The organism is Shewanella sp. GXUN23E, assembly GCF_050865035.1.
GTDB lineage: Bacteria > Pseudomonadota > Gammaproteobacteria > Enterobacterales > Shewanellaceae > Shewanella.
This window is the reverse complement of sequence record NZ_JBOZWP010000001.1, coordinates 206,764-233,375: the sequence shown is the minus strand read 5'-3', so window position 1 is coordinate 233,375 and position 26,612 is coordinate 206,764. Positions and strand designations below refer to the sequence as shown.

Genomic DNA, 26,612 nt, shown 5'->3' with positions numbered 1-26,612 from the left:
TATGGCGATATATTAACACGAAAACCCCGGCTTGCCGCCAGTGTTAGCTATTGCTCCGTACTGCAGCGTGTATTTGGCTGCTTATCCAACGATATCCAGCCGGCGATGTTTGAACGTGCAACCCGCAGCCTCTACGATTTGTCGGCAGGCTTCAATATCCACACCTTCCAGGCCATCGATGGCTGACACTTCAACTTTGTCGATGTACTGAGGGGCAAGCCGGATAAATTCATTGACCGCCTGCCAGGATCCGGCCAGTCTGGGCTGACAGTGCTGCCGGTACAGTGCCTCATTCTGGGCGTTCAGGGAGACCGACAGGGCATCGGTACATTCTGCCAACTGCGGCAGAATATTGCGGCGGTGAAACAGATTTCCAAGGCCGTCGGTATTGATCCGCACCCGGCCGCCACGACGCTTGATCTCGCTGGCCACGGCCAGCAGAGTTGGCAGATTCAGCGTAGGCTCACCGTAACCACAAAACACATATTCCTCAAAGTCAGTGACTTCGCCAAGCAATGGTATGAGGTCGTCGGGCTTGGGCTGGGCATCAAGTTTGAGTTGATACTCATGTACCTGAGTACTGCCCTGTTGCTTGGGGCAGAAAGTACATCTGAGGGTGCAGCGACCTGTGATATTCAGATAGCGGCTGTGGCGGATATCGTAGACTAGGGTTGGCGTATTCATCCCATAACCGGGCTGCTTGAATTTACTTCAGTTTACCCTTATCCAATGGTCGCTTCCGCTACCGGGATCGCAAATAAGGGTCGCCGGTGGCGACCCTTATTGGCTGCGGATTTACCGCAGATGCCGAGAGACTCAATTTGACAGCGGCGGCTCACGCTTACCTGTGGTGCTGCCATGCCAGTAAAGGTTGAACAGCTTGCGGCTGGTACGGAGGATATCATCGAGAATGAGATACAGAGCCGGTACCAGAATCAGGGTCACCACAGTGGAGAACAGAATACCAAACGCCAGCGAGGTGGCCATTGGGATCACAATCTGCGCCTGCAGACTCTTCTCCAGAATGATGGGGACCAGGCCGAAGAAGGTGGTCAGTGAGGTCAGGATAATCGCCCTGAAGCGCTGACAACCGGCCTCAATGGCGGAATCGGCAATCGAGTATCCCTCCTGTCGGGCGCGGTTAACAAAGTCCACCAGGATCAATGAGTCATTCACCACTACCCCGGCCAGCGCCACAATGCCGCACAGACTGAGAATGTTGAGTGACAGTCCCAGAATGAAGTGACCAAACAGGGCGCCAATCATGCCAAAGGGGATCACCGACATGATGATCAGCGGCTGGCTGTATGACTTCAGCGGCACGGCCATCAGCGCGAAAATCGCGAACATGGTGAACAGGAATCCCTGGGCCAGACCTATCATGGCGTCAGCTTCATCCTGACTGGCACCATCGAGTTCGGTGCGGATATGAGGATATTTGGCCTGCAGTTTGGGCAGGAAATCCTGCTGAATTTCACTGACGACCTTGGATGGCTCAACCTTGGCCTTGTTGACATCCGCGCTGACGGTGATCGCCCGTCTGCCATTGACCCGGGTGATGGCCGAGAACGACTCGCCCAGTTCAATATTGGCAACCGACTGGAATGGCACGGCGATACCTGAGGGCGTGCGGATCATCATGTTTTCCAGGTGGCCTATGGTGCGTCTTTGCTCCAGCGGGTAACGCACCATGACCTTGATCTCTTCCTTGTTGCGCAGGATCCGCTGGGCTTCATAGCCATAGAAGCCGTACCGTACCTGTCGGGCGAGATCCGACAGCGTCAATCCCAGTGCCTCAGCCTCAGGCAGGATCTGCAGACGGATCTCCTGGCTGCCGGAAGAGAAGTTATCGGCAATGTCATAGACCCCCTCATAGTCCGCCAGTTTGACTTTCAGATCTTCGGCAGCCTGCTGCAGTTGCTGCAGATCAGAGGATTCCAGCAGGAAGGAAATATCGCCGCCGCCATTGTTGGTGCTGGCGTTCATATCCAGCGACTTGACCGACAACAGCTCAGGCAGCGCTTTGCGCCAGGCCTCTGCAATGGCGACACCGTCCACTTCCCGATCTTCGCCTTTGGTCAGTTCAGCCAGGACGAAAGCCGAGGTACGCGACCCCATATACACAAAACTGTGCTTCACCACATCCTGACCGGTTTCATCTGCCATCTGGTGATTCATGCGGTACAGGGCATCTTCCAGCGCCACTACAGTGTTGAGAGTATTGAGTTCAGAGCTGCCTTCCTCCATTTCCAGATTGACCTGAATAAAGTCGGAGGGAATATCAGGGAAGAAAATCCAGCGAACCTTACCGCTGGCAACCAGCGCCACCGACAAAATCAGCACCCCGGTGAAGGTGGCCAGCACATTGTATCTGTGCTTGATTGCCCGCTGCAGAAAATGCCGGTAACTGTGGTGGATAAAGTGGTGAATACGGGCGTTGAACGCGTCTTTCTGACGGCCAAACCAGCCGCGCTTGGCCTGTTTGTCGCGCACCTTCATATGGGCCAGGTGCGCGGGCAGGATCAATTTGGATTCAATCAGCGAGAAGGTCAGACACAGGATCACCACAGCGCCAATCGATTGCCAGATAATCCCCATGGGACCAGATACCAGCAGCATGGGCACAAAAGCCACTATGGTGGTCAGTACGCCGAAGGTGGCAGGCATGGCAACCCGTTTGGCACCACGGATAATGTTATCAATGGAGTGGCCTTTCTGTTCGACCTCGGTAAAGGCGCTTTCGCCGATAACAATGGCGTCATCCACTACTATCCCGAGCACCAGAATAAAAGCAAACAGGGTCAGCAGATTAATGGTCAGCCCAATAGGCTCCATCGGCATCACCAGCAGAGTGCCAAGGAAGCAGACCGGCAGGCCCATCATTACCCAGAATGCCAGTTTCAGATCCAGAAACAGCGCCAGAATGATGAATACCAGCAGGGCGCCGGTCACCATATTGGACAGCATCATCTGCAGACGGCCTTTGAGGTAGTGGGTGCCATCGCCCCAGCTGTCGAGTTTGACGCCGGGGGGCAAGGTGGCACGGCGCTGCTCTATGTATTCATTTACTTCTTTGGAGATCGCCAGCGCATCCTGGTCATCGATACTCTTGATTTCAATAACCGCCGCAGGCTCTTTGTTAAAGCGGGTGTATTCCAGGCGCTCCTCGAAGCCATCCTTAATGTTGGCGACTTCAGGCAACATGATACGGCTGCCATCCGGCCGGGTGCTGACGACTATGTTGGCAAAGTCTTCACCTGTGTAGGCCTGGCCTTTGGTGCGCAGCAAAATATCGCCATCCTCGGCGCGAATCGCACCGCCGGGCAGATCGATGGACGACGCCTGCACCGCCTGCGCCACCTGAGAGAAAGTCAGCCCGTATTCGCGCAGCTTGTCTTCCGATAACTCAATACCGATTTCATAGTTGCGCACCCCAACCACATTGGCGCGGGTGACATCAGGCAGGGAGGTGATTTCATCGCGAATGGTTTTGGCGAATTCCTTCATTTCCGCCAGACTCATGTCGCCGTATACAGACACCCACATCACACCATTTTCAGGCTTGATCTGGAAGATATCCGGTTTCTCAATATTGGCCGGGAAAGTGGCGATGGCATCGATGCGCAATTTGACTTCATCCAGCACATCCAGCACTTCATAGTTGTCATCCACTTCCAGGGTGACATTGCCAAAGCCATCGGAGGCGACCGAGGTCATGCGTTTGATGCCGGCAATATCCTCAACCGCTTCTTCAATCTTGATATTGATACCTTCTTCAATCTCCTGTGGCGCCGCGCCCGGGTAGGCCACCGAGATTTTCAGATAATTGAGCTCAATATTGGGGAAGACTTCCTTGTTAATGGTAAAGGCACTGACCAATCCACCCAGCAGCAGAATAAACATCAGCAGATTGGCGGCTACACTGTTGCGGGCAAACCAGGCGATGATGCCTTTGGAGGTATCATACTGCATAGTTACTCCTGTGCCTCAGCGGCGGCCAGTTGCTGGGTTGGGACAGACTCCTGCTTACCCGAGTCATCTGCCTGCTCGCCCAGCAGTCTGACGGTTTGACCGGCGCTCAGGGTATTAATGGGAGTGTAGGAAACCTTCTCTCCATTGCGGATGCTGTCTTTGATATAGACATGTTCAACATCGGAGCGCACCACATTAACCTTGCGCATTTCGATGGTGTTGTCCGGAGTCACCAGTGCAACTTCACCGTTACGCACCAAATGGCGCGGCAGTTTGACAATGCCATCAACGGTGCGGCCACGGATAACGGCGTTGACGAAGGTGCCGAATTTCAGTGGCAATTCACCAACGGCACGATTCTGATGCAGGTAGGGATCATTCACCTCGGCAACCAGATAAACCATACGGTTGGCAGCATCGATAACCCCTTCGCTGCGCACGATATTGCCTTCCCAGGTTATATCGCGGCCAGCCAGTTTGGCGGTCAGCACCACCTGAGTATCGGGATTATCCACTGATTCCAGATAAGCCAGATCGGAATTGCTCAGCGGCAGGCGGATCTCGGCGATATCTGTGCTGTAAAGTTCACCCAGATTGGTTCCCAGCGTTACATATTGGCCCAGATCCACATTGCGGGTTTTCACTATGCCATCAAATGGCGCGCGGATGACCGTGCGCTCAAGGTTGCGCATGGCTCTGTCCACGGCCGCCTGGGCAAACTTAACGTTGGCCTGTTCTTTTTTCAGCTGAGGTTTGCGCAGTCCAAGCTCCGGTGGCACACCTTTATCGAAGCCCTGAAACTCAATTTTGGCCACTTCGCCACGGGCCTGCTCTTCTTCCAGAGCCGCCTGCGCCTGCGCCAGTGATGCCTGAGCCTGAGCCAGATCGGCTTCATAATCCGATGGTTCAATCACGGCCAGTTGCTGACCTTTTTTGACGACGCCACCGGCGACAAATTCCGGCGCAATGGTCAGCACCCGACCGGCCACTTCACCGACCAGCAGAGTTTTGTGTTTGGGTTCAACCACACCGTAAGAGGGCAGATTCAATGAGACCTGCTGTTGCTGAACATTGCGGGCATCCACCAGCGTCAGCTGGACTTCCTCTTCTTTCTTTTCCGGCTCTTCTTTGGTCGCCATCAGCAGTGCCGCCAGCGCCATAAAACCGATAAGGATCAGAATAGGAGGCAGAACTCGCCTGAGAAAGGTCATTAACATGCTGTGACTTGGCTCCATGCCGAAAACGGAATTGTTGCTTAAACTACCAAACCGCCACCCCGCTTCAAAACAAAAAATGTAAATAAATTGTTTCTGTGGGTGAGGGTGTGCGAGCCGCGGCTCTGAGTGACAAGCCAAAGACTGCTGACAATAGACTGCCAGTGTGCCGCTGACTTGGGTGAAGATGATAAGAATATATTTTGATTAAAGAAAGCCTGAAACCGTGAGCCAGCTCCTGAACGCCAAAACGTCGGTGGCTGTGGCCAGTTACCGAGCCATGGATAGCAAAAGAGCTGCATCGGCAGCTCTTGGGGTTGGGGCCTGTCAGGTTTACTTCTTCTTGGCCTTTTTGGCACGCTTAAGCGCAGCCTTTGCCTTTTCCTTGGGCTTCTTCTTGGCAGGCACCTTGGCTTCTTTGTGCTTGGGTCTCAAACCTTCCACAATCCGGCGCTTGAGCGGCTGCTCGATATAGCGCTCAACCTTGGCCAGAATGCGCATATCGTGAGCTTCGACCAAAGAGATGGCAGTACCTTTGTTACCGGCACGACCGGTACGGCCGATACGGTGCACATAGACATCGGCAGAGCGCGGCATATCATAGTTGATCACATGGGTAATATCGTCGATGTCGATACCGCGCGCCGCCACATCAGTCGCCAGCAGCACATTGACTTCGCCCTTGATAAAGCGTCCCAGAGCCTGGAAGCGACGTTTCTGATCCATGTCGCCACGCAAAAATGCAGCCTGAATACCGGCTTGCTGCAGCAAACCTTCCAGTGAGGCCACGACTTCGCGGGTCTTACAGAACACTATGGTGCGCTGCACATCTTCTTTGGCCAGCAAGGCGCACAGCAGGGCAAACTTGTGCTCGCGGGTGTCGGCCAGATGTACCCACTGATGGATTTTGGCTTTTTCGCTGCGGGGCAGATCGTCGGCATCAATGCGCTCGGGATCGGTCAGCAGTTCAGCGGCAAACTTCTGCACGCCATAGCCTTCCAGCGTCGCAGAGAACAACATAGTCTGCTTGCGGCCCTGTGCTTCAATAGCCAGAGTCTGGACAACCTGATTAAACCCCATGTCCAGCATGCGGTCGGCTTCATCGATGATCAGCACTTCCACTGACTGGGCATCAAACTTACGCTTGTCCAGATATTCCACCAGACGTCCCGGGGTAGCGACCAGCATATCTACATTGCCTGCGAGCACTTCCTCCTGAGGGCCGTAAGGTACACCGCCGGTGACGATGGCAATATCCAGTCCCAGACCTGTGGCCAGGTGACAGGCATAGCGGTGGATCTGACTGGCAAGCTCACGGGTTGGTGTGAGGATCAGTACCCGCGCAGGTCCCGGATGGCGACGGGGGAAATCTATCAGATGCTGCAGGGCCGGCAACAGGAAACTGGCGGTTTTACCGGTTCCTGTCGGAGCGCTTGCCATAATGTCACGCTGTTCCAGCGCCAATGGCAGAGTTTTGGATTGAATGGTGGTCGGGCTTTTATGCCCCATGGCCTTGAGTGAATCCAGCAGGCTGTGGTCCAGGTCAAAATCTTCAAATTGCATTGGCTGCATCTCTTAACTAAGTGGCCGACATTATATGCTGCGGGTATTGGAATACCAATGACCTCGATGGCCGGGCCGGGAGGAAAACGCCTGTGACGGCAGTTTTCACGTCATGAACAGATAAAAATTCCGGGTCAGTGCGTGCATCTGCTCGCTGTAGCTGTTGTCCGGTTCGCGGATAACCAGTTGATCTTGCTTTAATGCCCCAGCGGCGCTTTGGCTGTGCTGCATCAGCAGCAGTGCCCGTTTGGGGGCTTTTCCCCGCACACTTATCACGTCGCACTGCCGGATCAGCTGCAGAGCGCTGTGCTGTGCCACCGCTTCGCGCCAGGCGGGCAGCGACGCCAACGGTAAAATCAGGCTGGCTTGCCCCTGAGGCGCCAGCAAACGTTGCAGTTGCTGCGCCAGCACATGGAATGGCAGGGATTCGGTGTGACGGGCCACTGCGCGGCCTGCTTTGGCGGACTGTGGGCCGGTCTCAAAGTAGGGCGGATTACAGATGATATGATCAAACCCCGCCATACCCCCGGCAGTTTGCGGCGCCACAAAGCCGGTAATATCGCCCTGATACAGCTTAATGCGCTGGGCCCAGGGAGAGGCGCCGATATTGGCTGCACAGGCTTTGGCGGCGCCGGTGTCAATTTCCACGGCAGTGATCTGCGCCTGGCTGCGCTGCGCCGCCATCAGGCTAAGCAAGCCACTGCCCGCGCCGATATCCAGAATCTGCCGTGCATTTTCAAGTGGTGCCCATGCTCCCAATACCACAGCATCGGTACTGACAGGCATACCGCAATCCTGATCATCGATGTGAAACTGTTTAAAGGTAAAAGGCACAGGAATATCCAGCTGAAAAATGAGGGCGGATTGTAGCCAGTGTTGGCAGCTATCTCCAGTCCTATCTGGTGGGTTTTTGGTGTAGTACGGATTTTCACCGGATAACCCGTCGGCAGCTCCGGGGGAATCTGTTGTGCTGTCGGTCGAATTTGTCAGCAAGTGTTAGTAAATGGCAGGGCTTGTTATGGCAGTGTTTTTTGTCGGGCAAATTGCGACCAGTTGATGCGCTGAAGTCTTGTGCAGTTAAATTAACTTTGATACATGTGACGACCCGGTTGACCACAATATCTTGGGGTTGCCAGCCGGGAAGAGACAGGGGAAAAGGATAAAATCCAGCGTGCGCGAATCGAAATGATAAAATTGCACAAAAACTCGCCAGGAACGGTCTGAATAACGTCAATATCAACTGTAATCATTGGTTTACACTTGTGGGTTGCCATGGAAACTAAATTGGCTTCCCGGCCGGTGATAACTTAAGTTGGTGAAAAACATAATTACAAAGTGGGGGGATTTTGTGCAGAACAAGCAAATGACAGTTGGGGATACAGTAGGCTTGGGGTTCATGACCTTTGCCTTCTTTTTGGGCGCAGGCAATTTGATTTTCCCGCCTTTCGCCGGACATTTGGCAGGGGATAACACCCTGCCGGCCATGATTGGATTTCTGTTAACTGCGGTGGGTATGCCGCTGATTGGTCTTATCGCAGTCGCCAAATCAAACGGTAAGGTGATGAATATGCTGCCCGCGGCGGCGGCAACTGCACTGGCCGTATCTATCTACCTGATTATTGGTCCTATTATTGCGGCTCCCCGGACTGGTCTGGTGGCCTTTGAAATCGGGGCGCTGCCATTTCTGTCTGACTCTGCCGATGTCGGCACCAGCCAGTTGATCTACACCCTGTGCTTTTTCATGATTACCCTGGTGTTGTCTGCTTTCCCCGGCAAACTGCTGGACAGTGTAGGTAAGGTGCTGACTCCTGTGCTGATTTTCTTGCTGGTCGGTCTGGCTGTGTCAGTATTTGTATTGCCCGGTGCCGAGCCTGGTCTGCCTCAGGGTGAGTACGCCAGTTCTCCGCTGACCAAGGGTGTTCTGGAAGGCTATAACACCATGGATACGCTGGCCTCCTTGATTTTCGGTATGTTGATTATCGATATTCTGCGCAAGAAAGGGGTAACGGATCCTGCCAAACAAACCAAGTATCTGGTTCGCGCGGCGCTGATCGCTGCCAGCGGCCTGGCATTTGTCTATCTGTCGCTGTTCTATCTGGGCACCACTGCAGGCGATCTGGCCAAGGGCGCCACCACAGGTGGTCAACTGCTGACTCAATATGTGACTTATCATTTCGGCAGTACTGGGATTATTTTGCTGGCGGGCGTAGTTACTCTGGCCTGTCTGACCACGGCGGTGGGGCTGGTCAGTGCCTGCTCTGAATATTTCAATGAACTGCTGCCGAAGATCAGCTATCGCGCCTGGGTATTGCTCATGTGTGCCGGCTGTATGGCGATGGCCAACCTGGGTCTGAAGGAACTGATTAACTTCAGTATTCCGGTGCTCGTGACGGTTTACCCCGTGGCAATTGCGCTGGTATTGGTTACCTTCCTGACCAACAAGTATACCCGTCCTGCCTTTTCTCACCGTCTGGTACTTGGGGTAGCGCTGGTATTCGGTCTGTTTGATGGCCTTAAGGTGGCGGGTGTGGATACCGGATTCCTGAGCTTTATGCCGCTGTATGCAGAAGGTATGGCCTGGTTGCTGCCTACGGTTATTGCCATGATCGCCTGCCTGTTTATCAAAGGATCAGGCACTTCCGGCAAAGTGGCATAATCCTTTGTCAGACAACATAATAAAGCGGCGCCCCGGGGCGCCGTTTTCATTGGTATCGGAAAGGAATGGTTTTGGCGAACGAAACAGAGTGGAAGGCGATTACGCTCGCCCTCAGAGAGCGGGCTGATGCAGGAATTTTGAGTCTCAGTCAGGCGACGATAGAAACTTTTTTGGATGAGCTGTGGTCTATAGACGGTCTGAGTGATAACACCCTGAATGCGTATCGCACCGATCTCAGTCTGCTGGCGTGCTTTTTGGCGGCGCAGCGGATTGAGCTGAAACAGGCGGGCAAACAGGATTTACGGGATTATCTGGGCTGGCGAAAAGATAAAGGTTTTGCCAAGTCCTCCAGTGCCAGAGTGCTCAGCGCCATGCGGCGTTTTTTCGGTTATTTGCTTGAAAAGACCATTATTCAGCTTGACCCCTGTGTGGAACTCAGTGCGCCCAAACGGGACCGTAAACTGCCGGGGACTTTATCTGAGCAGGATGTTGAGCGGCTGCTGGCTGAGCCGGACCCGGAGGATACCCTCGAGTGCCGGGATCAGGCGATGCTTGAGCTGTTATATGCGACCGGATTGCGGGTGACAGAGCTGGTGGGGCTAACGCTGGATCAAATCAGTCTGCGTCAGGGCGTGGTGCGGGTTGTGGGGAAAGGCGGTAAAGAGCGGCTGGTCCCCATAGGCGAAATGGCCAGTGCGTCGTTGGAGCGTTATCTGGTGAGCGCACGGGAGTTGTTGCTTGGCGGACAATCCGCTGACGTGGTGTTCCCCTCCAGTCAGGGGCGGATGATGACCCGCCAGACCTTCTGGCACCGGATTAAGCGCTATGCGCTGCGGGCCGGTATCCACGGCGATATTTCACCGCATACCCTGCGGCATGCCTTTGCGACCCATTTGCTTAACCATGGCGCCGATTTGCGGGTGGTGCAGTTGTTGCTTGGACACAGTTCGCTGTCAACAACCCAGATTTATACTCATGTCGCCAAGCTGAGGCTGGCGCAGTTGCACAGTGAGCATCATCCCAGGGGATGATGCTGGCCACAATTTCCCCGGCTTCTGTCGGGGCGGTCAAACTTGGATACAGTTTATTGCCGGTGGGCAGTTGCTTTTAATGAAATGAGTCTGTAATTTTTCAGGCCAAAAAGGGGTCTGTTCACCTGTAACAGCCCGATCAGTCAAAGGATTTATCATGAAGTTTACCCTAGCTTTCTCTGTCAGTGCCGCGTTGCTGGTTTCCACCATGACTTCAGCATTTGCTGCTGACGCTCCTTCCGCCGATGTGTTGAAGAAGAAGCTCAGTGATACTCTGGGTTTGGAAGTTGCCGAGTTGCAACCCTCCCCAATCGCGGGCATGCAGCAGGCGCTGACTGATCGGGGTGTCATTTACATTTCCGATGACGGCAGCAAGCTTATTCACGGCAATATTTACGACATTGACCGCGGCATGCTGAACCTGACCGATGCCGCACTGGCAGGTCCGCGTAAAGACATGATCAAGGAATTTGAAGATCAGATGCTGGTCTACAAGGCCAAAAACGAGAAGCATGTGATCACTGTCTTTACCGATATCACCTGTGGCTACTGCCGCAAGCTGCACAATGAAATGAAAGATTTCAATGACGCCGGCATTACGGTTCGTTATCTGGCATTCCCGCGTCAGGGTGTGCCATCGGCCAATGCCGAGAACATGCGCTCTATCTGGTGTGCCGCTGATCCACTGAAGGCCATGACCGATGCGCAAAACGGCAAGAGCGTGCCAGTGGCCAAGTGCGATGCAGACATCGCCGGTCAGTATCGCCTGGGTGGCACTCTGGGGGTTAGTGGTACACCGGCAGTGGTGCTGGAAGATGGTGTGCTGATCCCGGGTTACCAGCCTGCTGAATCTTTGCTGCGTATGCTGGAAGCCAAATAAATCCAGCCTTGCGCAAATGAAAAAAGGTGAGCCACTGGCTCACCTTTTTGCTATCTTGTCGGCTTTGTCAGGTCTGCAGGAAACGCTTTTTCGTGATCCACAATATCCTTCGCCGTCCACAGGTGGATGACTCTCATCTGCCTGCTGAATTACCTCCTCTGCTCCGTCAGTTATACGCCAGACGTGGTGCCAGTCCCCGGGAATGTGAATTGACCCTGTCGGGGTTGCTGCGGCCCGATAGCATGAAAGATCTGGATAAAGCCGCTGCGATAGTCGCCGACGCCATGGAGCAACAGCTGGCGATATTGATCGTTGGTGACTTCGATGCTGACGGCGCCACCAGTACCAGCGTCTGTATGCTGGCTCTGCGTATGATGGGCGCCTCCCGGGTTAATTATTTGATCCCCAATCGGTTTGATTATGGCTATGGTCTGAGCCCGGAAATTGTTGCAGTGGCGCATCAGCAGGGGGCAGAACTGCTTATCACGGTCGACAACGGCATATCTTCCATTGAAGGGGTTGCGGCAGCCAGGGCGCTGGGAATGAAAGTGGTGGTTACAGATCATCACCTGCCCGGCCAGACGGCGCCGGATGCCGATGCCATAGTGAATCCCAATCAGCTCGACTGTCAGTTTGCCAGCAAATCCATCGCCGGAGTGGGGGTCGCTTTTTACCTGATGAGTGCGGTGCGTCAGACCCTGCGCGGCCGCAACTGGTTTGCCGCCAGAGGACTGGCTGAGCCCAATCTGGCTGAGCTTCTGGACATTGTAGCCCTTGGCACAGTTGCTGATGTGGTGGCACTGGATGCCAACAATCGTATTCTGGTGGATGCCGGACTGAAGCGGGTTCGGGCCGGTCGCTGCCGCCCGGGGATTACGGCATTGCTGGATGTGGCCAAACGCAATCCCCAGCGTATGGTTGCGGCCGACTTTGGCTTCGCGGTGGGGCCAAGACTGAATGCCGCCGGGCGTCTGGATGAGATGGCGCTGGGGGTGGAAACTCTGCTGTGTGACGATATTCATCTGGCCAGACGGATGGCGGCGCAGCTCGATGCGCTCAATGCCGAGCGGCGGGAGCTTGAATATGGGATGCAACAGGAAGCACTGCAAAGCCTCAGTGCGCTTGAGCTCAATGAAAATGAGTTGCCTTGGGGGATTGCTTTATTTCAGGAAGACTGGCATCAGGGGGTGATTGGTATTCTGGCTTCGCGCATTAAAGACAGATACCACCGACCTGTGATTGCGTTTGCCGATGCCGGCGATGGGGTGATTAAAGGCTCTGCCCGCTCTATCAAGGGGCTGCATATGCGTGACACTCTGGAGCTGATCAACAGTCGTCATCCCGGCATGATCATCAAGTTTGGCGGCCATGCCATGGCGGCCGGGCTGAGTATTCCTGTTTCGGCATACGATGATTTCGCGGCGGCATTTGATAAAGCGGTTCACGAGTCACTGCAACCTGAGCAGCTGACCGGTGAGATCCTCAGTGACGGCGAGCTTGGCGCGGATCTGTTGACGCTGGACACGGCGCTGATGCTGCGTAACGCCGGTCCCTGGGGGCAGGCCTTTGAAGAGCCCCTGTTTGATGGTCATTTTCGGTTGTTGCAGCAGCGGGTTGTTGGTGAGAAACACCTGAAAATGATGGTGGAAACCGAATGTGGCAGTCTGATGCTGGATGCCATTGCCTTCAACGTGGATATGAGTATCTGGCCGGATGCCACCATCAGTCATGTACGTCTGGCCTATCGACTGGACGTGAATGAGTTTCGTGGGAATCAATCGTTGCAGCTGCTGGTTGAGCAGATAGAGGCCTGCTGACACCTGTTATTTTCTCCTGCCTGAGCGCTGCCAGCTAGCGAATACTTACTGAAGTCAGGTTAGTTTGCAGCGCTGTGGCAGCTGCCATTTCCTCTGTGCCCGGGACAGTCCTGAGGGCACGGCTTTTGCGCGTTAATGCGTTTACTGCCGGTATTTTTCTCCTCTTTTGAAAGGCCTGCTTTCGCCACCCTGTCTCCCCGCCCCCTGAAAAGCTTGACTACACTTTTTCATAGGTCAGTCATTTTTCATCGAAAAACGCATTAACTAGCGTGTGCACAGGGGGATTTATGCAAGCTATGAGGTATTTCGCCGGCTGCATTGTGCTGATACTCAGTCTGACGTCCGCCAGCCTCTGCGCCAGGCCGGTTGCCGGCTCCCACCTCAAGGTTTTTATCCCCAGTCTGCCTTACATCTATATTTCTCATTCAATAAATGCTGCCTTGCTGCGCCCTGCCAACAATGACCGGGGCTGGGAATACGACATGGCGACCAGCCACTCACAGATAGATGATACCACCTACGAATTCACTCTCAGGCAGGGGGTGAAATTTCAGGATGGCACCCCCTTTAATGCCGATGCAGTGCTGCTGAATATGCATTACTTCAAGCGCCAGCCGTTTCTGTTTACCAAGATAGATAAAGTCTTTGATCATGCGGAGAAAATTGATGATTACACGGTCAGATTCCATCTGACGGAAAAATATGGTCAGTTCCTCAATGACGCTATCTGGATACAGTTTTATACCCGAACCTATCTGGAAAAGTTTGGCTGGAATGGCAAAGCGACCTGCCCGAATCTGGCTGAGCCTGGCCCTTATGGACTGGGGCCGTACATCCTGAAAGAAGGTTATATAGAAGGCGACCGGCAAACTCCGTCGGCAGTGTTGGAGGCCAATCCCAATTACTGGAATCCTGAATATCCGAAAATCGACAAGGTTACGGTTTACACCGAGCTGGACAGCAAGATCGCCATGGAGATGGCGCTGGATAAGGAAGGCGAGCTGGACATCATGCCAATCCCTGTGTCCGAGAAGGACAGGGTGTTTAACTCCCGATATGCCAAGCTGGTGACCGCCCCGTCAACCGACAATGTTGCCATTCATTTCAACATGCGTACCGGTAATCCACGGCTGCTTAACCGTGAGGTCAGGGTGGCACTCAACCGCGCCATCGATCAGCGCAAATTGCTGGATAAATACTATGACGGTGAGGGCCAGATAAAGCCTACGCTGGCTGCGCCATTGTTTCCCGGTGTCCGCAATGTGGTTGACCAGCTTACGCCTTATTCTGAAGTTCAGGACCCGGCGGCGATCCGCGCAGAACTCAAATCGATACTCAGCGGCCTTACGCTCAATGTCTACACCCAGGACAGGTTTATGTATATCTGGAAAGGCATTGACCGGGATCTGCGCAAAGTGGGTGTCAAACTCAACTTCAATATCACATCCAGCGAAAAGGATGTGTTTGGTCAGTTGCTGACGACCAACGCCAAAAAGAACACCAGGGACTGGGACTTGCTGGTCTGGGGAGACGACGACTGGTACTACAACCACCCCTGGTCGGCGTTTCTGGTTTATCGCACCCACAATTACTGGAGCACGCTGGCCCCCGATCCGGATCTGGACGATCACATAGACGATATGTTTAAAGCCTCGGTGGGAACGCCCGAGTTTGACGCCGTGACGCTGGAAATCATGCAGCACGTGTACGACAGGGGATACATGTTGTTTGTACCCACGCCCAACAAAGTGCTGGCCGTCAATCAGGAGGTGCAGTATCAGCCCTACCGGATGGCCAATATGCCGCTGTGGGAAATCGAAGTCAGTCCGAAACACTGGTCTTTACGCTGAGTTGCCGGGGATCGGGTCCGCTATCGCTCCTTGCGGGGCATGAAGAGGTTGTCAATGTTTGCCAGGCTAAGAACCAAATTACTGCTGATTTTTTTGTTTATCGGAGTGCTGCCAATTCTGGTGGTGGGCTCGCTGGCGTTAAGGGAGTCAACGCAGGCGCTGCAAAGGCAGGCCTTTGCTCAGCTTATCAGCATGCGGGAGGTGAAAAAAAATCAGATAGAAAGCTATTTTGAACGGGCATTTGACGACATTCAGATCCTGGCTGGCAGTGAAGATACCCGGCAAATTCAGAAACTGCTGAAATTTTATGCAGTGGATGAAGAAATTGCCGCAGATCAGCCGTTTTACACTGACACCTATGAGTATGGCGAAATCTGGAGTCTGTACGGAAAAACCCTGACCGATTATGTCAACGTATACGGTTATCGGGAGGTGTTCATCATTCAGGCGGATACCGGTCATCTGGTATTCAGTGCGGGCAGACAGGCCGATCTGGGGGCCAATCTCAAAACCGGTGAGCTGGCGGGCAGTCATCTGGCGGCACTGTATAACAAGGTTGTGCAAACCGGCACGGCCCAGGTGCAGGATTTTCATTCCTATGGCCCTCAGGGGAATGCGCCGGCAGCCTTTATTGGCAGCCCGGTAGTGGATCTGCGGGGCACCACCCTGGCGGTGGCGGTACTGCAACTGTCACTGGATGAGATAAACAACATCATGGGCCAGCGCGCCGGGATGGGCGACTCGGGCGAAACCTATCTGGTGGGGCCGGATTTACGGATGCGTTCGGATCTGTATCAGGATGACGGCAGCCATTCAGTTGTGGCGTCCTTCAGCTCCGCAGAGGCGGGCAAAATTGATACCCAGCCAGTAAAAAGTGCCTTGCTGGGTGAAACCGGCGATGCCATCGCGTTCGATTACAAAGGCGCGCCCATTCTGACTGCCTATACACAGGTAAAGTTTGGCGACCTGACCTGGGCACTGGTGGCTGAAATGGACGAGCAGGAGGCGTTTGCAGCCATCAACGAGCTCAAGTATCTGATTGCCCTGGTGCTGTTGGGCGGTGTGTTGCTGATTGTGCTGATAGCCATGTTGGTGACCCGCTCAGTGACCAGACCCATACTGGATTTGACCTTCAAATTGGAGAGCGTCGCCCGCACCGGTGACTACAATGCCAGGATAAAAGTACGCAGTCGTGATGAGCTGGGGCAGTCTGCCGCGGCGTTTAACACGTTAATGGAAGCCACCCAGACCGCCGTCAGTGAAATCAAAAAAGTCATGGAAGGACTGGCTAAAGGGGACTTCAGTAACCGCATAGAAGCCGAGCTGAAAGGCGAACTACTGTCCATTAAAGAGGCCATCAATACCTCGCTGACCAATGTTGAGGAATCTGAGCTGCGCCGGCTTGACATGGAGCAGGAAGCCAGAGTTAGGGCAGAGGAAAATGCCAGGGTACGTCAGGCGCTGGACAATGCGTCGACCAATATCATGATCGCCAATGCCAACTACGAGGTGATTTATATCAATCGTGCGTCAAAAAGGCTGATGCAGGATGCCAAACAGGACTTCAAAACTCTGCTGCCCGGCTTTGAGCCGGAGCGGATCATTGGCAGCAGTATTGATATGTTCCACGCCAGGCCAGAGGTGCAGCGGGAGATCCTGGAGCAGCTTGATGGCACGTTCTCCAATCAGTTTCCCGTCGGCAGCCGGGTAATGGGGTTGGCCGCCAGTGCCATTATTGATGATGAGGGCAGTCGTATCGGCACTGTTATCGAGTGGCAGGACCGAACTGCTGAAGTGGCCATCGAACGGGAAATCGACGCCATGGTGGATGCTGCCGGTCGTGGCGACTTCTCCCGGAAACTCTCCCGGGAAGGGAAAAAAGGCTTCCAGCTGAAGCTGATTGACGGGCTTAACCGGGTGACCGGCAATATTGATGCTGCCCTTGCGGATATGCAGCGGATTCTGGGGGCCATGGCCAATGGTGACCTGACGCAAAGGATTGAAAAAGAGTACAGCGGGCGACTGTTGTCATTGAAGCAGGACTCCAACGCGACCATCGACAAGCTGACAGATGTAATAGGCAACATCCGTAAAGCGGCAGCGACCATTACCAACTCGTCCAATGAGATTGCCGATGGTAACCGCGATCTCAGCCAGCGCACGGAAGCACAGGCCAGTTCGTTGCAGGAAACGGCGGCCAGCATGGACAACATGACTGATACGGTGAAACAAAGTGCGGAAAATGCACTCAAGGTCAATGAACTCAGTGAGCAAACCCGCAGTCGGGCGAGGGAAGGCGGGGAGATTGTCGAGCGTACTATTCTGGCAATGGAGCAGATTAGCGGTGCCAGCAATAAAATTTCAGACATTATCGGGGTGATCGATGCCATTGCATTTCAGACCAACCTGCTGGCGTTGAATGCTGCGGTAGAAGCCGCCCGGGCCGGCGATCAGGGGCGGGGATTTGCGGTTGTGGCCGGTGAGGTACGGAATCTGGCGCAGCGCAGTGCCGAAGCGGCCAAGGAGATTAAAGAGCTTATCCGCGACACCAATGAAAAGGTGCTGGATGGCAGCGAACTGGTGAATGAGTCCGGTGAGACGCTGAAGGAAATTGTCAGCATGGTCGAAAAGGTCGGGCTTAAAATGTCCGGCATCAGCGATGCGGCTCAGGAGCACAGCGCCGGTATCGAGCAGGTGAATATTGCGATTGCCCGCATGGATGCCATGACCCAGCAGAATTCCGCATTGGTAGAGCAGGCGGCTGTGGCGGCAGAAAGTATGACCAATCAGGCGCGGGACATGAGTTATATGATGGAATTTTTCACCATCAATGATACGGATGAGCAGCTGGTACGCGCCAGGGCAATCTGGCGCACGGGAACCGAACATTCGCCTCTGCAACCGCCCTTTGGTGACAACTGGGATGAGTTTTAACCCATGAAAAAGCCTCCAAACGGAGGCTTTGTTATCAGTTTTCCCCGTCCTGAAGACCTCAGGCGGTCAGGGTTTTCACGCCATCGGCAGCGCCAACCAGCAGCACGTCGGCACCACGGTGGGCAAACAGGCCATTGGTGACGACGCCAACAATGGCATTGATCTGGGTTTCCAGCTCTTTGGGATTGAGGATTTTGAGGTTGTACACATCCAGAATTACATTGCCGTTGTCGGTGACCACACCTTCACGGTAAACCGGGTCACCCCCCAGTTTGACCAGCTGACGGGCGACATAGGAGCGTGCCATGGGGATAACTTCTACCGGCAGCGGGAATTCACCCAGGACATCCACCTGCTTGCTCTCATCAGCAATACAGATGAATTTGTCAGCCACCGCGGCAACAATTTTTTCCCGTGTCAGTGCCGCACCACCGCCTTTGATCATTGCCATATGTGGGCTGATTTCATCGGCGCCATCGACATACACAGACAGGTTACTGACGCTGTTGAGATCGAATACCTCGATACCCAGTGCTTTCAGACGCTCAGTAGATGCTTCTGAGCTGGATACCGCGCCTTCAATGTCATCTTTCATGCTGGCCAGCGCATCGATAAAGTGATTGACGGTAGAGCCGGTGCCTACGCCAACAATGCTGCCTTCTTCCACATAAGCCAGTGCAGCCTGAGCCGCAGCCTTTTTCATTTCGTCTTGTGTCATGTTAGTCCTTCCAACTGGAGCCGGGAAATGCCGCCATTATAACCCTCAAGGCAGGTATCAGCGGTAGTTTTCTATGAAAATACAATCATTATGTATTCCCGCTGTGCTGGGGTAGAGTTAACAGAATTGTTTCCGGAAACATGTACTGCCAGTGCCCGGCAGCGGTTTTTGCCGGATACTGTGACTGTGGATATAACTGACAAGGCGGAGAGAGGCATGGCGGGTGCAAGTCTGTTGACTTTATTGGATGACATTGCTGCGGTACTGGACGATGTGGCGTTGATGAGCAAAGTTGCCGCCCGCAAAACCGCCGGGGTTCTGGGTGATGATCTGGCGCTCAACGCCCAGCAGGTAACCGGGGTGGCGGCTGACAGGGAGCTGCCTGTGGTGTGGGGCGTGGCCAAAGGCTCATTGATCAACAAAGCGATTCTGGTACCTGCGGCCTTGTTAATCAGCGCGTTTGCGCCATTTCTGGTGACTCCCCTGTTGATGTTGGGTGGCCTGTATCTGTGCTATGAAGGGGTGGAAAAACTCTGGCATTCCTGGTTCCATCAGCACGAGGAAGTCGAAGCGGATCTGCCGGCGGATATTGATCTTGAAAGCTATGAAAAAGAGAAAATAAAAGGCGCCGTTCGCACCGACTTCATTCTTTCGGCTGAGATCATCGCCATTACTCTGGGGGTTGTGGCGGATACCAGTTTCATGACTCAGGTGGTGACTTTGTGCATTATTGCCGTGGTGATGACCGCCGGGGTTTATGGTCTGGTCGCGGCCATCGTGAAGCTGGATGATGCCGGACTTTATCTGGTCAGCCGCAAAAATGCCGGAGGATTTGGCAAATGGCTGGGCAATCTGTTGCTGGCGGCGGCACCGGCGCTGATGAAGTTGCTGGCTGTCGTCGGCACACTGGCCATGTTTATGGTGGGGGGCGGCATTCTGGTACATGGCCTGCACTCGGTTTCAGAGTATTTTACCCATCTTGCCGGAATGTTTTCCCAGGTTGCCTTGGTCGGTCCTGTAATTGCCTACCTCTTGCCCACCCTGCTGGCTGCGCTGTTTGGTGTGGTCGCCGGAAGCCTGGCGTTGCTGCTGGTCTTTGTGATTAACCGGTTACGGGGAGCAACGCAGGCTCATTGAGCCTGCGTTGCTACTGTTGCACACTCAAGTGCCAGGGTTTCCTGCAGAATGGTATTCATCTGCGCGGGTTTGATGTAGCCGCGCAGATAGGTAATCAGCTCTCCGCGGGCATTGGTCACTAAAGTCAACGGGGTTGCGGGTAATTCACCCATCGACTCCATCATCGTTGTCCCTGCCACAAACCCGGCAAAGGCAGGCTTCATTTTCCACCACTCCTGGCGCAACCTGGTTTTATCTCCCAGAGTACCCAGCGCCACCACCTGCAGTTTGTCACCACACCGGGCAAGCAACTGATTGAAAGCTTTTCCCTGCCTGGAACACCAGGGGCAGTCCGGCTTGTAAAACATCATCAGGGTGGGCTTGCCCTTCAAATACTCAAGGTTTTCGAACTGGCCGTCATCCAGCCGCTGATGCTCAAATCCCAGCAGCTCCAGAGCGGTCACTGACGGCGAGATGCAGCCAAGAAGCAACAGCAGGCGCAGGGTATTGGTCAGTCGCTGCAGCGACTGACCAATAGCATGTCTGATGCGGGAGCCTGTCATTGCATGAGGATTAGAAAGATGCTTTGAATCCGGCATAGATTTCTCGTCCCCGCAGTGGTCCCCAGATGTAAGCCACGTCATAACTGCCGTTGGCATCAAAGAACAGCGGCGACTCGCCCTCGTTAACCTGGGTGTAGTCCAGCAGGTTGTTGACCCCGGCGTAGAAATCTATGTTGTCAGTGATGCTGCGGGTCACTTTCAGATCCAGCGTCCAGTATGATGGTGCGTTGGTTGATTTTCTCGAGCTTTCAATCACCTGGCCGTTGGCATCAATTTGGTTGTAGCCTTCATAGCCATAGTCTGACAGGTCACGGGAGCCTATCCATACCAGATTGGCGAAGATATCCCAGCCGCTTACCAGCCAGTCTGCATTGAGCGTCAGGCGTTGTTCCACAGGCGCCAGCGCATAAGATGATTTGAAGGTATCGTCATAGAAGAAGCCTTCTGCAGTCAGTCCTACTGTCAGGTCGTCGGTCACATCATATCCCAGCGCAATATCAGCAGTGGTCACCGCCGCTTTGTTGTCCAGTTGGCTGAGCAGTGGCACGCCTTCAGCAGTCTCCGTCAGGGTGGCCAGGTGTTCCACTTCCGTCCAGGCCACTGAGGTAGTCATGGTCAGCGCGTCCCCCGCGTAGCTCAGCGCATAGGTGGCGGAAGTAGAGCGCTCCAGCTCCTGGATATCAATCTGAAAACCCAGCTCGGCATCCAGGATGCCATGGTCGGTTTCAAAGAAGGACAAAGGTGCACGATAGCCACGACCTGCTGACAGGCGGGAGGTCCATTCATCGTTGTGGCTGTATCGGATATCTACTCTGGGCGCCAGAATCGACTTGTCTATTTCTTTGCCCGGCTTGTTGGGATCAATGAAGTCAGCCCTGACGGTGTCGTAGCGCAGTGCCATGGCAATTTCCAAATCATCGGTGGCCTGCCAGGTATCCTGCAGATAGAAACCCTGAACATCATAATCAAATGAATCAGACACATAGGCAGGATTACTCTCACCGCTGGAGCGGGAGCGCATGTTCTCGCTGCGGTGATCGCTGCCAAAGGTCAGCAGGTGGCTGTCATTGAAGAAATAGTTAAATCTGGCATCCAGATACCACATGGTGTCTTCTGCGTAGTAGCGAAAGCCTTCGTAAAATGAATCCTGGGTGTGGTCCGAATAGCTGCTGGCCAGCGTCATGTTCCAGTCATCATTCAGCTCGTGCAGCCAACTGAGCGAGACCTCATCCCGCTGGGTGTGGATCCACTCAGTGGTTTCCCAGGCTTTGCCGATAAAATCATTGCGAACGTCATTGTCGGCAAACAGGATATCCGAGCTGATGTCGTCAAAACCGGACAGCACCGTACCTATGCTGCTGGCGATGCCATCGGCAAATTGTTCACCCAGCACAGGGCCACCAAAGATCTCAGCATCTACATTGGAATACCTGAATACCAGATTATCCCTGTCGGTCAGATCCTGTGACAGACGAACCGTGAAGGTGCGGTTTTCCTGAGCCGGTGCTTCGTTGACCCGGTTGTTATCTTCATCTACCTGATCCCGGTTGTCATACTGGGCTATCAGGGTTGCACGAGTTTTACCATCCTCGCTGACCCCTGTTCCCAGAATACCGATTTTGCGATTGCCGTCTTCACCGACGGATACATCCACACTGGCACCATTTTCAACCGCGGTTTTGGTGATGATATTGATGGTGCCGCCAATGGCTTCCGGGGCGATCAGCGAGGCTCCGGCGCCCCGGGCAACCTCAATGCGATCAATGCCTGTGGTGGGGATGGCATCTACGGCATAATATCCGGCGATCATGGCATGAACCGGCAGGCCATCGACCAGCAGGGTGGTTTGCTCACCGCGTAAACCATTGAGCATGATACGTTTTACACCGCACATTGAACATTCGTTGGATACCCTTACCCCCGGGGTGTTATCAATGGCTTCGGTCAGGTTTACAGCATTGCGGTTGTCGATGAACTCTGAACTTATCACTTCGGTTTTCTGGATGTTATCCGATAACAGACCGGCTTTTTCCAGACGCTGACGGACCCCGCGTACTTCTATGCTTTCCATGGGGTGTTGTACAGAGGGGTCTGATTCCGGGTCGATTTTTTTTGCGTGCGCCAGAGCGGAAGGGGCGTGCAGGGCCAGCATAACGGCCAAAGCGATAGTTGATTTGAGATACATCAGTCCTGTCTCTTGTGTGATGGTGTGTCCTTGGATGGCCAGTACAGCCAAATTCGCCGTTAATGTAAATGATAATGGTTATCAACATCAATTGATATTTGAGACAGAAAGGAACTTGTTGGCAAAATGCTGATGCTTATCACAGGCAGTAACAGGATGCTCTGAATAAGCATTTGGTAATGATGCCAGAGTGGCGCTGAGGTTAATGACTCACCCGGAGTGAAGAGGCACACCGGCAAATGTTAGCTTTGAAACTGCGGGATATGCGTGTGTCTGGTGGTTTGTGCCTGAAGTGTTGTTGGGGGAAATCCCTGGGTTCCCCTGCGTGGCCGATGACTCTGTCTCTGAGATTGTCAGACATATTCTGGGGTCACACGACTGCGTGGGCGATGCGTTTACGGCAAAGTTGCAGGGCCTGAGCCGATTCAGGTTCTGGTCTTGAGTGACGAGCGGACACCGCGTGATGCGTTTTGGCAGGTGGTATTGAACGAGCAGGAGTGCAACTTCCCGGGCTGCACTCTGCTGTATTGGTCTCAGGCGCTCTGCCGAGAAGGGGCGATGAAAGCTGGGTAGGTTGCCAGTAATTCACTCAATGGCAGCGGAGGTGAATAGTAGTATCCCTGGATCAGATACACGCCTTTGGCTGCCAGATAATCAACCTGCTCCCGGGTTTCCACACCCTCGGCGATCATCTCCATACCGCTTTCGTGGCCAAAAGCGATAATCGCGTCCAGCACTCCCCGTTTCAGGTCATCTGTGCCTATGGTATCGATAAACATTTTGTCAATTTTGATGCTGTGGATCCCCAGTTTTTGCAGGTATCCAAAGCCACCGAAGCCGGTACCGAAATCGTCCAGTTTGACTCCGTGGCACAGACGGCTGAGCGCTTCAATTTCTTCGGTGGCGGCGACGAAATTGGTCATCGGCTGCCGCTCTGTCAGTTCAAAGCACAGTGGGCTGATGTCTTCCTGTAGTTTCTGCAAATAGGGGCTCAACAAGCCTTTTTCCAGATGTTCAGCCACCAGATTGATGCTCACCCAGCCCTGCAGCGCAGGCAGATCCCGGATGATGTTGTCCAGCAATGTTTCGGTCAATGGAATGATCAGTCCATGCTGCTCTGCATAGGGAATGAATTGGCCGGGAGGAATGAGTTGACCGTTGGGCTGACGCCAGCGGATCAATGCTTCCTGGCCGACCAGAGTATGGCTGCGACTGTCAACAACAGGCTGATAGAAGGGAATAAACTCATTTTGTGCCATACCCTGACGAATAAGATAGGCGGTCGAAATGCGGCGACTGCGCCACTGGGATGCCAGCCAGTTGCCGGCAAAACCCAGGGCCAGTGCCATGAGCAACAGTAACAACCACACCTGTCGGCTGACTGTTTTGTAAAGCTCATCACCTGCATTGAGGGTCAGACGCAGTTCAAATGCTGCAGCATATTTTTGCTGGCTGTAGCGGTACTGCTGTTGTTGCAGCAGACTGGGACCGAGCAATATGGGCTTCAGGCCGGGATAGTTAAACACCAGTTGGAAACAATTCTGGCATTCGTCGTTGAGCATATCGCTGTAAATCCGGTTGTTGACCATCGCCAGCAGCCTGTGCTCACCGAGCTGCAGAATGTAGACCAGAGCACGGTTTTCCAGCAGTGGCGAGCGGCTGGTACCCAGATAGATGCCGGTGTCGTCGACTTTTTTTACGCTGTCGAGATGAAAGTCCACCGCAGTTCCAAGATTGGAGCAGCGTTCGCCATTGGCCAGTTGTAATTGCACGACCCGGACTTCCCTTGGACTGAGGTGAGGATCAGACAACAGTGTCTGGTCTTTGTAACCACAATCAAAGTCAAATGCCTGCATCAGAAACTGATGTGAGTCGGCGGACTTACCACTTTGGGTTTGAAGATTGATCAGGCTGAGTATGCTGTCCATGGCCTGTTGCATCCGATATTCCAGCACCTGTTGCGTCACAATTTGGTGGACGGATAACGCAAGGGTGATGGGCAACACAAACAGCAGGATCCCGACAAACAGCATGCGTTTGTCTGTCGAGTGCAGTTTAGGTGCAAGTGCGGTATTCACAATGTCTCTTTACATCAGGGCGAAAGCCCTACTACTGAGTGGATTTAATTGGGGGTAAATTGATACAGGGCGGCGGGGGTGGCTATCCGGGCAAGCGGGATATCCCAGCTTTCCACGGGCAGCTGGGCGACCCGCTGACACTCGTGCGCGATACCCATGGCTGCAGGCGCATGTGGACTGGCCAGGGTGCGGTCGTAAAAGCCGCCTCCCATACCCAGCCGGTTGCCCTGCTCATCAAAGGCCACCAAAGGAGTCAGGATCAGATCCAGCTGATGCAGAGGCACCAGTTGGGTCAGGTCGAGCCTGGGCTCGGCAATTCCATACCTGTTGGCAGTCATTGGTGAATTTGGGTGGTACTGGAGAAACAGCAGGTGTCCGGGAGAGAAAGGGTGCAATACCGGTAAGGCGACCTTGATGTGGTGTTGCCACAAGGCCTGGATCAGGGGGAAGGTATTGAGTTCACCATCGTTGGCAAGATAAATAGCCAGCTGTTTGACCTGGCACCGGAGCAGTTCAGGTAGCAGAACATCGACGAGTCTGTGCGCCGCCTCTGTTTGCTGCGCGGGGCTTAACGCGGCGCGCTGTTGCCGGATACGGCGTCTGAGTTCTGCTCGGGTTTCCACTGTCTAAATTGAGTGCTCTCCAGGGTGCCGGTTCCGGTGTAGCCCTTGAACCGTAGGTTCAAGGCGGGTCAATGATTACTTCCTAAGGCTTCTCGGTACTGGCCGAGCCTGCTCAATGTCAATAAAGCATTCACCCTGAGTTTAAAAATATCGGCACAGGGACATTACCGGTTGTCGCACACCCCAGAGAGCGAATTCGTTAGTCGGATTCTGGTGTTTGGTGCTGTTTGTCAGCACTTCCCCGACTGCGTTCGACCAATGCATTTTCGAGGGTGGACTGCAGCAGCGTGATGCGTTCATCCATCTGTCTGATGTAGTCCTGATTTTTCTTTTGCTCTTCAAACAACTCATAGCCAATGTTGAGGGCCGCCATAATGGCCAGCTCTTCGCGACTCAAACTGTTGGTTCGGGCTCTGAGTGAGGCGAGTTGTTTTTCCAGCTTGTTGGCGACCGCTTTGAGCGCGGTCTCCTGACCTTGGGGACAGGCGATAGAGTACGTGCGCCCCTGGAGGGTGATTTCAACTGCACTGTTACTCATTGGCTGCGACTATCCTCGCGTTGGTCTCTTGAGGCGGACTATATAAGGCCGGGACTGAAAGTGCAAGATAAGCAGAGACTGATTTGGCCCCGGATCACTGCACTTGCCCAAGGAGTGAACAGCCCTGGATTTTGTGGGGAAAAAATGCTCCGGGGAGCGTGCTGATTCCTTGGTCAGGGCGGGCAGTTCTGCTAGCATTGGCTGATTAAATCTGTATTTGGACTCAAACACCTATGGCTACACCTCCGTCTCTTTGTATCGATAATCTGAAGTCAGCGCTGGATGATGCCGGTATCGGTCAGCACCCGGTTGAAGTTCATGGTGCCATGGTGGGCCTGATCTGTGGTGGCGTAGCCGCAAGTAAAGATGGCTGGCAGAAGCCATTGGCTGAGCTGATGAACGATGGCCAGCCGCTGACCGGTGAAATCAGGAATCTGGTGACTGAGATGTATCAGGATACCAAGACCCGTCTGGCGGATGTGGAATTTGGCTTTGTGCCGCTGCTGCCGGAAGAGGAAGTGCCGCTGGCTGACCGGGTTGAGGCGTTGTCGCTGTGGGTGCAGAGTTTCCTCACCGGTCTTGCCATTATCCAACCCAAGCTTAATCAGGCGTCGGCGGATGTGCGTGAAGTGATCCAGGACCTGGCCGAGATAGCCCGGGTAGAGCTGGATGTCAGCGAAGATGATGAGTCCGAAGCCGCCTATCAGGAGATTCTGGAGTTTGTGCGTATGTCCGCCATTCTCTGTTATGCCGAATTCCGGCCTGAGCCAGGCGCGGCCGATGCGGCGGACGATAAAGTTATCCATTGATAAAGTGCGGCCGGGGCCGCCTTTTTTTCATCGTAACTTGTTGATTGCAATTTTTTGAACGCAAG

At 54.0% G+C, this 26,612-nt stretch carries 19 protein-coding genes and 1 other RNA gene; 8 read left to right on the top strand and 12 right to left on the bottom strand.

All coding sequences use genetic code 11. The features are described 5' to 3' along the window. Positions 1–81 precede the first annotated feature (81 nt). The 5 genes from ACRRUX_RS01000 to ACRRUX_RS00980 all read right to left on the bottom strand — a co-directional run bounded on the left by ACRRUX_RS01000 (position 82) and on the right by ACRRUX_RS00980 (position 7,583). Complete coding sequence (locus tag ACRRUX_RS01000) at positions 82–684, bottom strand: TatD family nuclease-associated radical SAM protein (RefSeq protein ID WP_432526336.1); 603 nt, start codon at positions 682–684, stop codon at positions 82–84. Positions 685–816: 132 nt separating this feature from the next. Then, the gene (locus tag ACRRUX_RS00995) at positions 817–3,972 is read right to left on the bottom strand and encodes an efflux RND transporter permease subunit (RefSeq protein WP_432526335.1); all 3,156 of its coding nucleotides are present in this window, start codon (positions 3,970–3,972) and stop codon (positions 817–819) included. A 2-nt stretch (positions 3,973–3,974) separates the two neighbouring features. Further along, complete coding sequence (locus ACRRUX_RS00990) at positions 3,975–5,189, bottom strand: efflux RND transporter periplasmic adaptor subunit (RefSeq protein WP_432526334.1); 1,215 nt, start codon at positions 5,187–5,189, stop codon at positions 3,975–3,977. Positions 5,190–5,519: 330 nt separating this feature from the next. Beyond that, the gene (srmB, locus tag ACRRUX_RS00985) at positions 5,520–6,749 is read right to left on the bottom strand and encodes an ATP-dependent RNA helicase SrmB (RefSeq protein WP_432526333.1); all 1,230 of its coding nucleotides are present in this window, start codon (positions 6,747–6,749) and stop codon (positions 5,520–5,522) included. Positions 6,750–6,854: 105 nt separating this feature from the next. Continuing rightward, positions 6,855–7,583 carry a tRNA1(Val) (adenine(37)-N6)-methyltransferase gene (locus ACRRUX_RS00980; RefSeq protein WP_432526332.1) on the bottom strand — a complete coding sequence of 243 codons (729 nt, stop codon included), beginning with the start codon at positions 7,581–7,583 and terminating at the stop codon, positions 6,855–6,857. Between the two features lie 514 nt (positions 7,584–8,097). On the opposite strand from ACRRUX_RS00980, the gene brnQ reads away from it, so the two are divergent. From brnQ to ACRRUX_RS00950, 6 genes are all read left to right on the top strand, one after another. Further along, on the top strand, positions 8,098–9,405 hold the full coding sequence (gene brnQ / locus ACRRUX_RS00975) for a branched-chain amino acid transport system II carrier protein (RefSeq protein WP_432526331.1): 1,308 nt from the start codon (positions 8,098–8,100) through the stop codon (positions 9,403–9,405). 134 nt (positions 9,406–9,539) lie between these two features. Then, the gene (xerD, locus tag ACRRUX_RS00970; protein ID WP_432526736.1) at positions 9,540–10,436 is read left to right on the top strand and encodes a site-specific tyrosine recombinase XerD; all 897 of its coding nucleotides are present in this window, start codon (positions 9,540–9,542) and stop codon (positions 10,434–10,436) included. Positions 10,437–10,593: 157 nt separating this feature from the next. Further along, the gene (dsbC, locus tag ACRRUX_RS00965) at positions 10,594–11,316 is read left to right on the top strand and encodes a bifunctional protein-disulfide isomerase/oxidoreductase DsbC (RefSeq protein ID WP_432526330.1); all 723 of its coding nucleotides are present in this window, start codon (positions 10,594–10,596) and stop codon (positions 11,314–11,316) included. Positions 11,317–11,408: 92 nt separating this feature from the next. Then, entirely contained in the window at positions 11,409–13,133 is a 1,725-nt protein-coding gene (recJ, locus tag ACRRUX_RS00960) for a single-stranded-DNA-specific exonuclease RecJ (RefSeq protein ID WP_432526329.1), read from the top strand. Positions 13,134–13,420: 287 nt separating this feature from the next. After that, positions 13,421–14,983 carry an ABC transporter substrate-binding protein gene (locus ACRRUX_RS00955; RefSeq protein WP_432526328.1) on the top strand — a complete coding sequence of 521 codons (1,563 nt, stop codon included), beginning with the start codon at positions 13,421–13,423 and terminating at the stop codon, positions 14,981–14,983. Between the two features lie 54 nt (positions 14,984–15,037). Beyond that, positions 15,038–17,917 carry a methyl-accepting chemotaxis protein gene (locus tag ACRRUX_RS00950; protein WP_432526327.1) on the top strand — a complete coding sequence of 960 codons (2,880 nt, stop codon included), beginning with the start codon at positions 15,038–15,040 and terminating at the stop codon, positions 17,915–17,917. Between the two features lie 58 nt (positions 17,918–17,975). Here the strand turns inward: ACRRUX_RS00950 and rpiA are convergent, their stop codons facing one another. Next, positions 17,976–18,635 carry a ribose-5-phosphate isomerase RpiA gene (gene rpiA / locus ACRRUX_RS00945; RefSeq protein WP_432526326.1) on the bottom strand — a complete coding sequence of 220 codons (660 nt, stop codon included), beginning with the start codon at positions 18,633–18,635 and terminating at the stop codon, positions 17,976–17,978. 216 nt (positions 18,636–18,851) lie between these two features. Between rpiA and ACRRUX_RS00940 the strand changes: the two genes are divergently transcribed. Continuing rightward, entirely contained in the window at positions 18,852–19,772 is a 921-nt protein-coding gene (locus tag ACRRUX_RS00940) for a DUF808 domain-containing protein (RefSeq protein WP_432526325.1), read from the top strand. On the opposite strand, the gene ACRRUX_RS00935 is transcribed toward ACRRUX_RS00940, so the two are convergent. The 6 genes from ACRRUX_RS00935 to ACRRUX_RS00910 all read right to left on the bottom strand — a co-directional run bounded on the left by ACRRUX_RS00935 (position 19,766) and on the right by ACRRUX_RS00910 (position 25,738). After that, entirely contained in the window at positions 19,766–20,314 is a 549-nt protein-coding gene (locus ACRRUX_RS00935) for a TlpA family protein disulfide reductase (protein ID WP_432526324.1), read from the bottom strand. The two genes, ACRRUX_RS00940 and ACRRUX_RS00935, sit on opposite strands and share 7 nt — an antisense overlap. 10 nt (positions 20,315–20,324) lie before the next feature. After that, positions 20,325–22,499, bottom strand: coding sequence for a TonB-dependent receptor plug domain-containing protein (locus tag ACRRUX_RS00930; RefSeq protein ID WP_432526322.1), 2,175 nt, complete (start codon positions 22,497–22,499; stop codon positions 20,325–20,327). Between the two features lie 533 nt (positions 22,500–23,032). Further along, a complete protein-coding gene (locus tag ACRRUX_RS00925; protein ID WP_432526320.1) occupies positions 23,033–24,577 on the bottom strand; it encodes an EAL domain-containing protein in 1,545 nt (514 codons plus the stop codon). Between the two features lie 44 nt (positions 24,578–24,621). Continuing rightward, entirely contained in the window at positions 24,622–25,200 is a 579-nt protein-coding gene (locus tag ACRRUX_RS00920) for a 5-formyltetrahydrofolate cyclo-ligase (RefSeq protein ID WP_432526319.1), read from the bottom strand. 12 nt (positions 25,201–25,212) lie between these two features. Next, a non-coding RNA gene (gene ssrS / locus ACRRUX_RS00915) (6S RNA) lies at positions 25,213–25,393 on the bottom strand. Positions 25,394–25,399: 6 nt separating this feature from the next. Beyond that, positions 25,400–25,738, bottom strand: coding sequence for a cell division protein ZapA (locus ACRRUX_RS00910; protein ID WP_432526317.1), 339 nt, complete (start codon positions 25,736–25,738; stop codon positions 25,400–25,402). 233 nt (positions 25,739–25,971) lie between these two features. Here ACRRUX_RS00910 and ACRRUX_RS00905 point away from each other — a divergent pair, with 233 nt between their 5' ends. Beyond that, on the top strand, positions 25,972–26,547 hold the full coding sequence (locus ACRRUX_RS00905; RefSeq protein WP_432526316.1) for a UPF0149 family protein: 576 nt from the start codon (positions 25,972–25,974) through the stop codon (positions 26,545–26,547). Positions 26,548–26,612 lie beyond the last annotated feature (65 nt).

Bases quoted from the DNA above. Each gene is read 5' to 3' on its own strand.
- ACRRUX_RS00990 (WP_432526334.1), bottom strand. From the start codon at position 5,189: ATGTTAATGACCTTTCTCAGGCGAGTTCTGCCTCCTATTCTGATCCTT.
- ACRRUX_RS00940 (WP_432526325.1), top strand. From the start codon at position 18,852: ATGGCGGGTGCAAGTCTGTTGACTTTATTGGATGACATTGCTGCGGTA.
- ACRRUX_RS01000 (WP_432526336.1), bottom strand. From the start codon at position 684: ATGAATACGCCAACCCTAGTCTACGATATCCGCCACAGCCGCTATCTG.
- srmB (WP_432526333.1), bottom strand. From the start codon at position 6,749: ATGCAATTTGAAGATTTTGACCTGGACCACAGCCTGCTGGATTCACTC.
- ACRRUX_RS00930 (WP_432526322.1), bottom strand. From the start codon at position 22,499: ATGTATCTCAAATCAACTATCGCTTTGGCCGTTATGCTGGCCCTGCAC.
- ACRRUX_RS00910 (WP_432526317.1), bottom strand. From the start codon at position 25,738: ATGAGTAACAGTGCAGTTGAAATCACCCTCCAGGGGCGCACGTACTCT.
- ACRRUX_RS00905 (WP_432526316.1), top strand. From the start codon at position 25,972: ATGGCTACACCTCCGTCTCTTTGTATCGATAATCTGAAGTCAGCGCTG.
- dsbC (WP_432526330.1), top strand. From the start codon at position 10,594: ATGAAGTTTACCCTAGCTTTCTCTGTCAGTGCCGCGTTGCTGGTTTCC.
- ACRRUX_RS00935 (WP_432526324.1), bottom strand. From the start codon at position 20,314: ATGACAGGCTCCCGCATCAGACATGCTATTGGTCAGTCGCTGCAGCGA.
- ACRRUX_RS00955 (WP_432526328.1), top strand. From the start codon at position 13,421: ATGCAAGCTATGAGGTATTTCGCCGGCTGCATTGTGCTGATACTCAGT.
- rpiA (WP_432526326.1), bottom strand. From the start codon at position 18,635: ATGACACAAGACGAAATGAAAAAGGCTGCGGCTCAGGCTGCACTGGCT.
- ACRRUX_RS00950 (WP_432526327.1), top strand. From the start codon at position 15,038: ATGTTTGCCAGGCTAAGAACCAAATTACTGCTGATTTTTTTGTTTATC.
- ACRRUX_RS00995 (WP_432526335.1), bottom strand. From the start codon at position 3,972: ATGCAGTATGATACCTCCAAAGGCATCATCGCCTGGTTTGCCCGCAAC.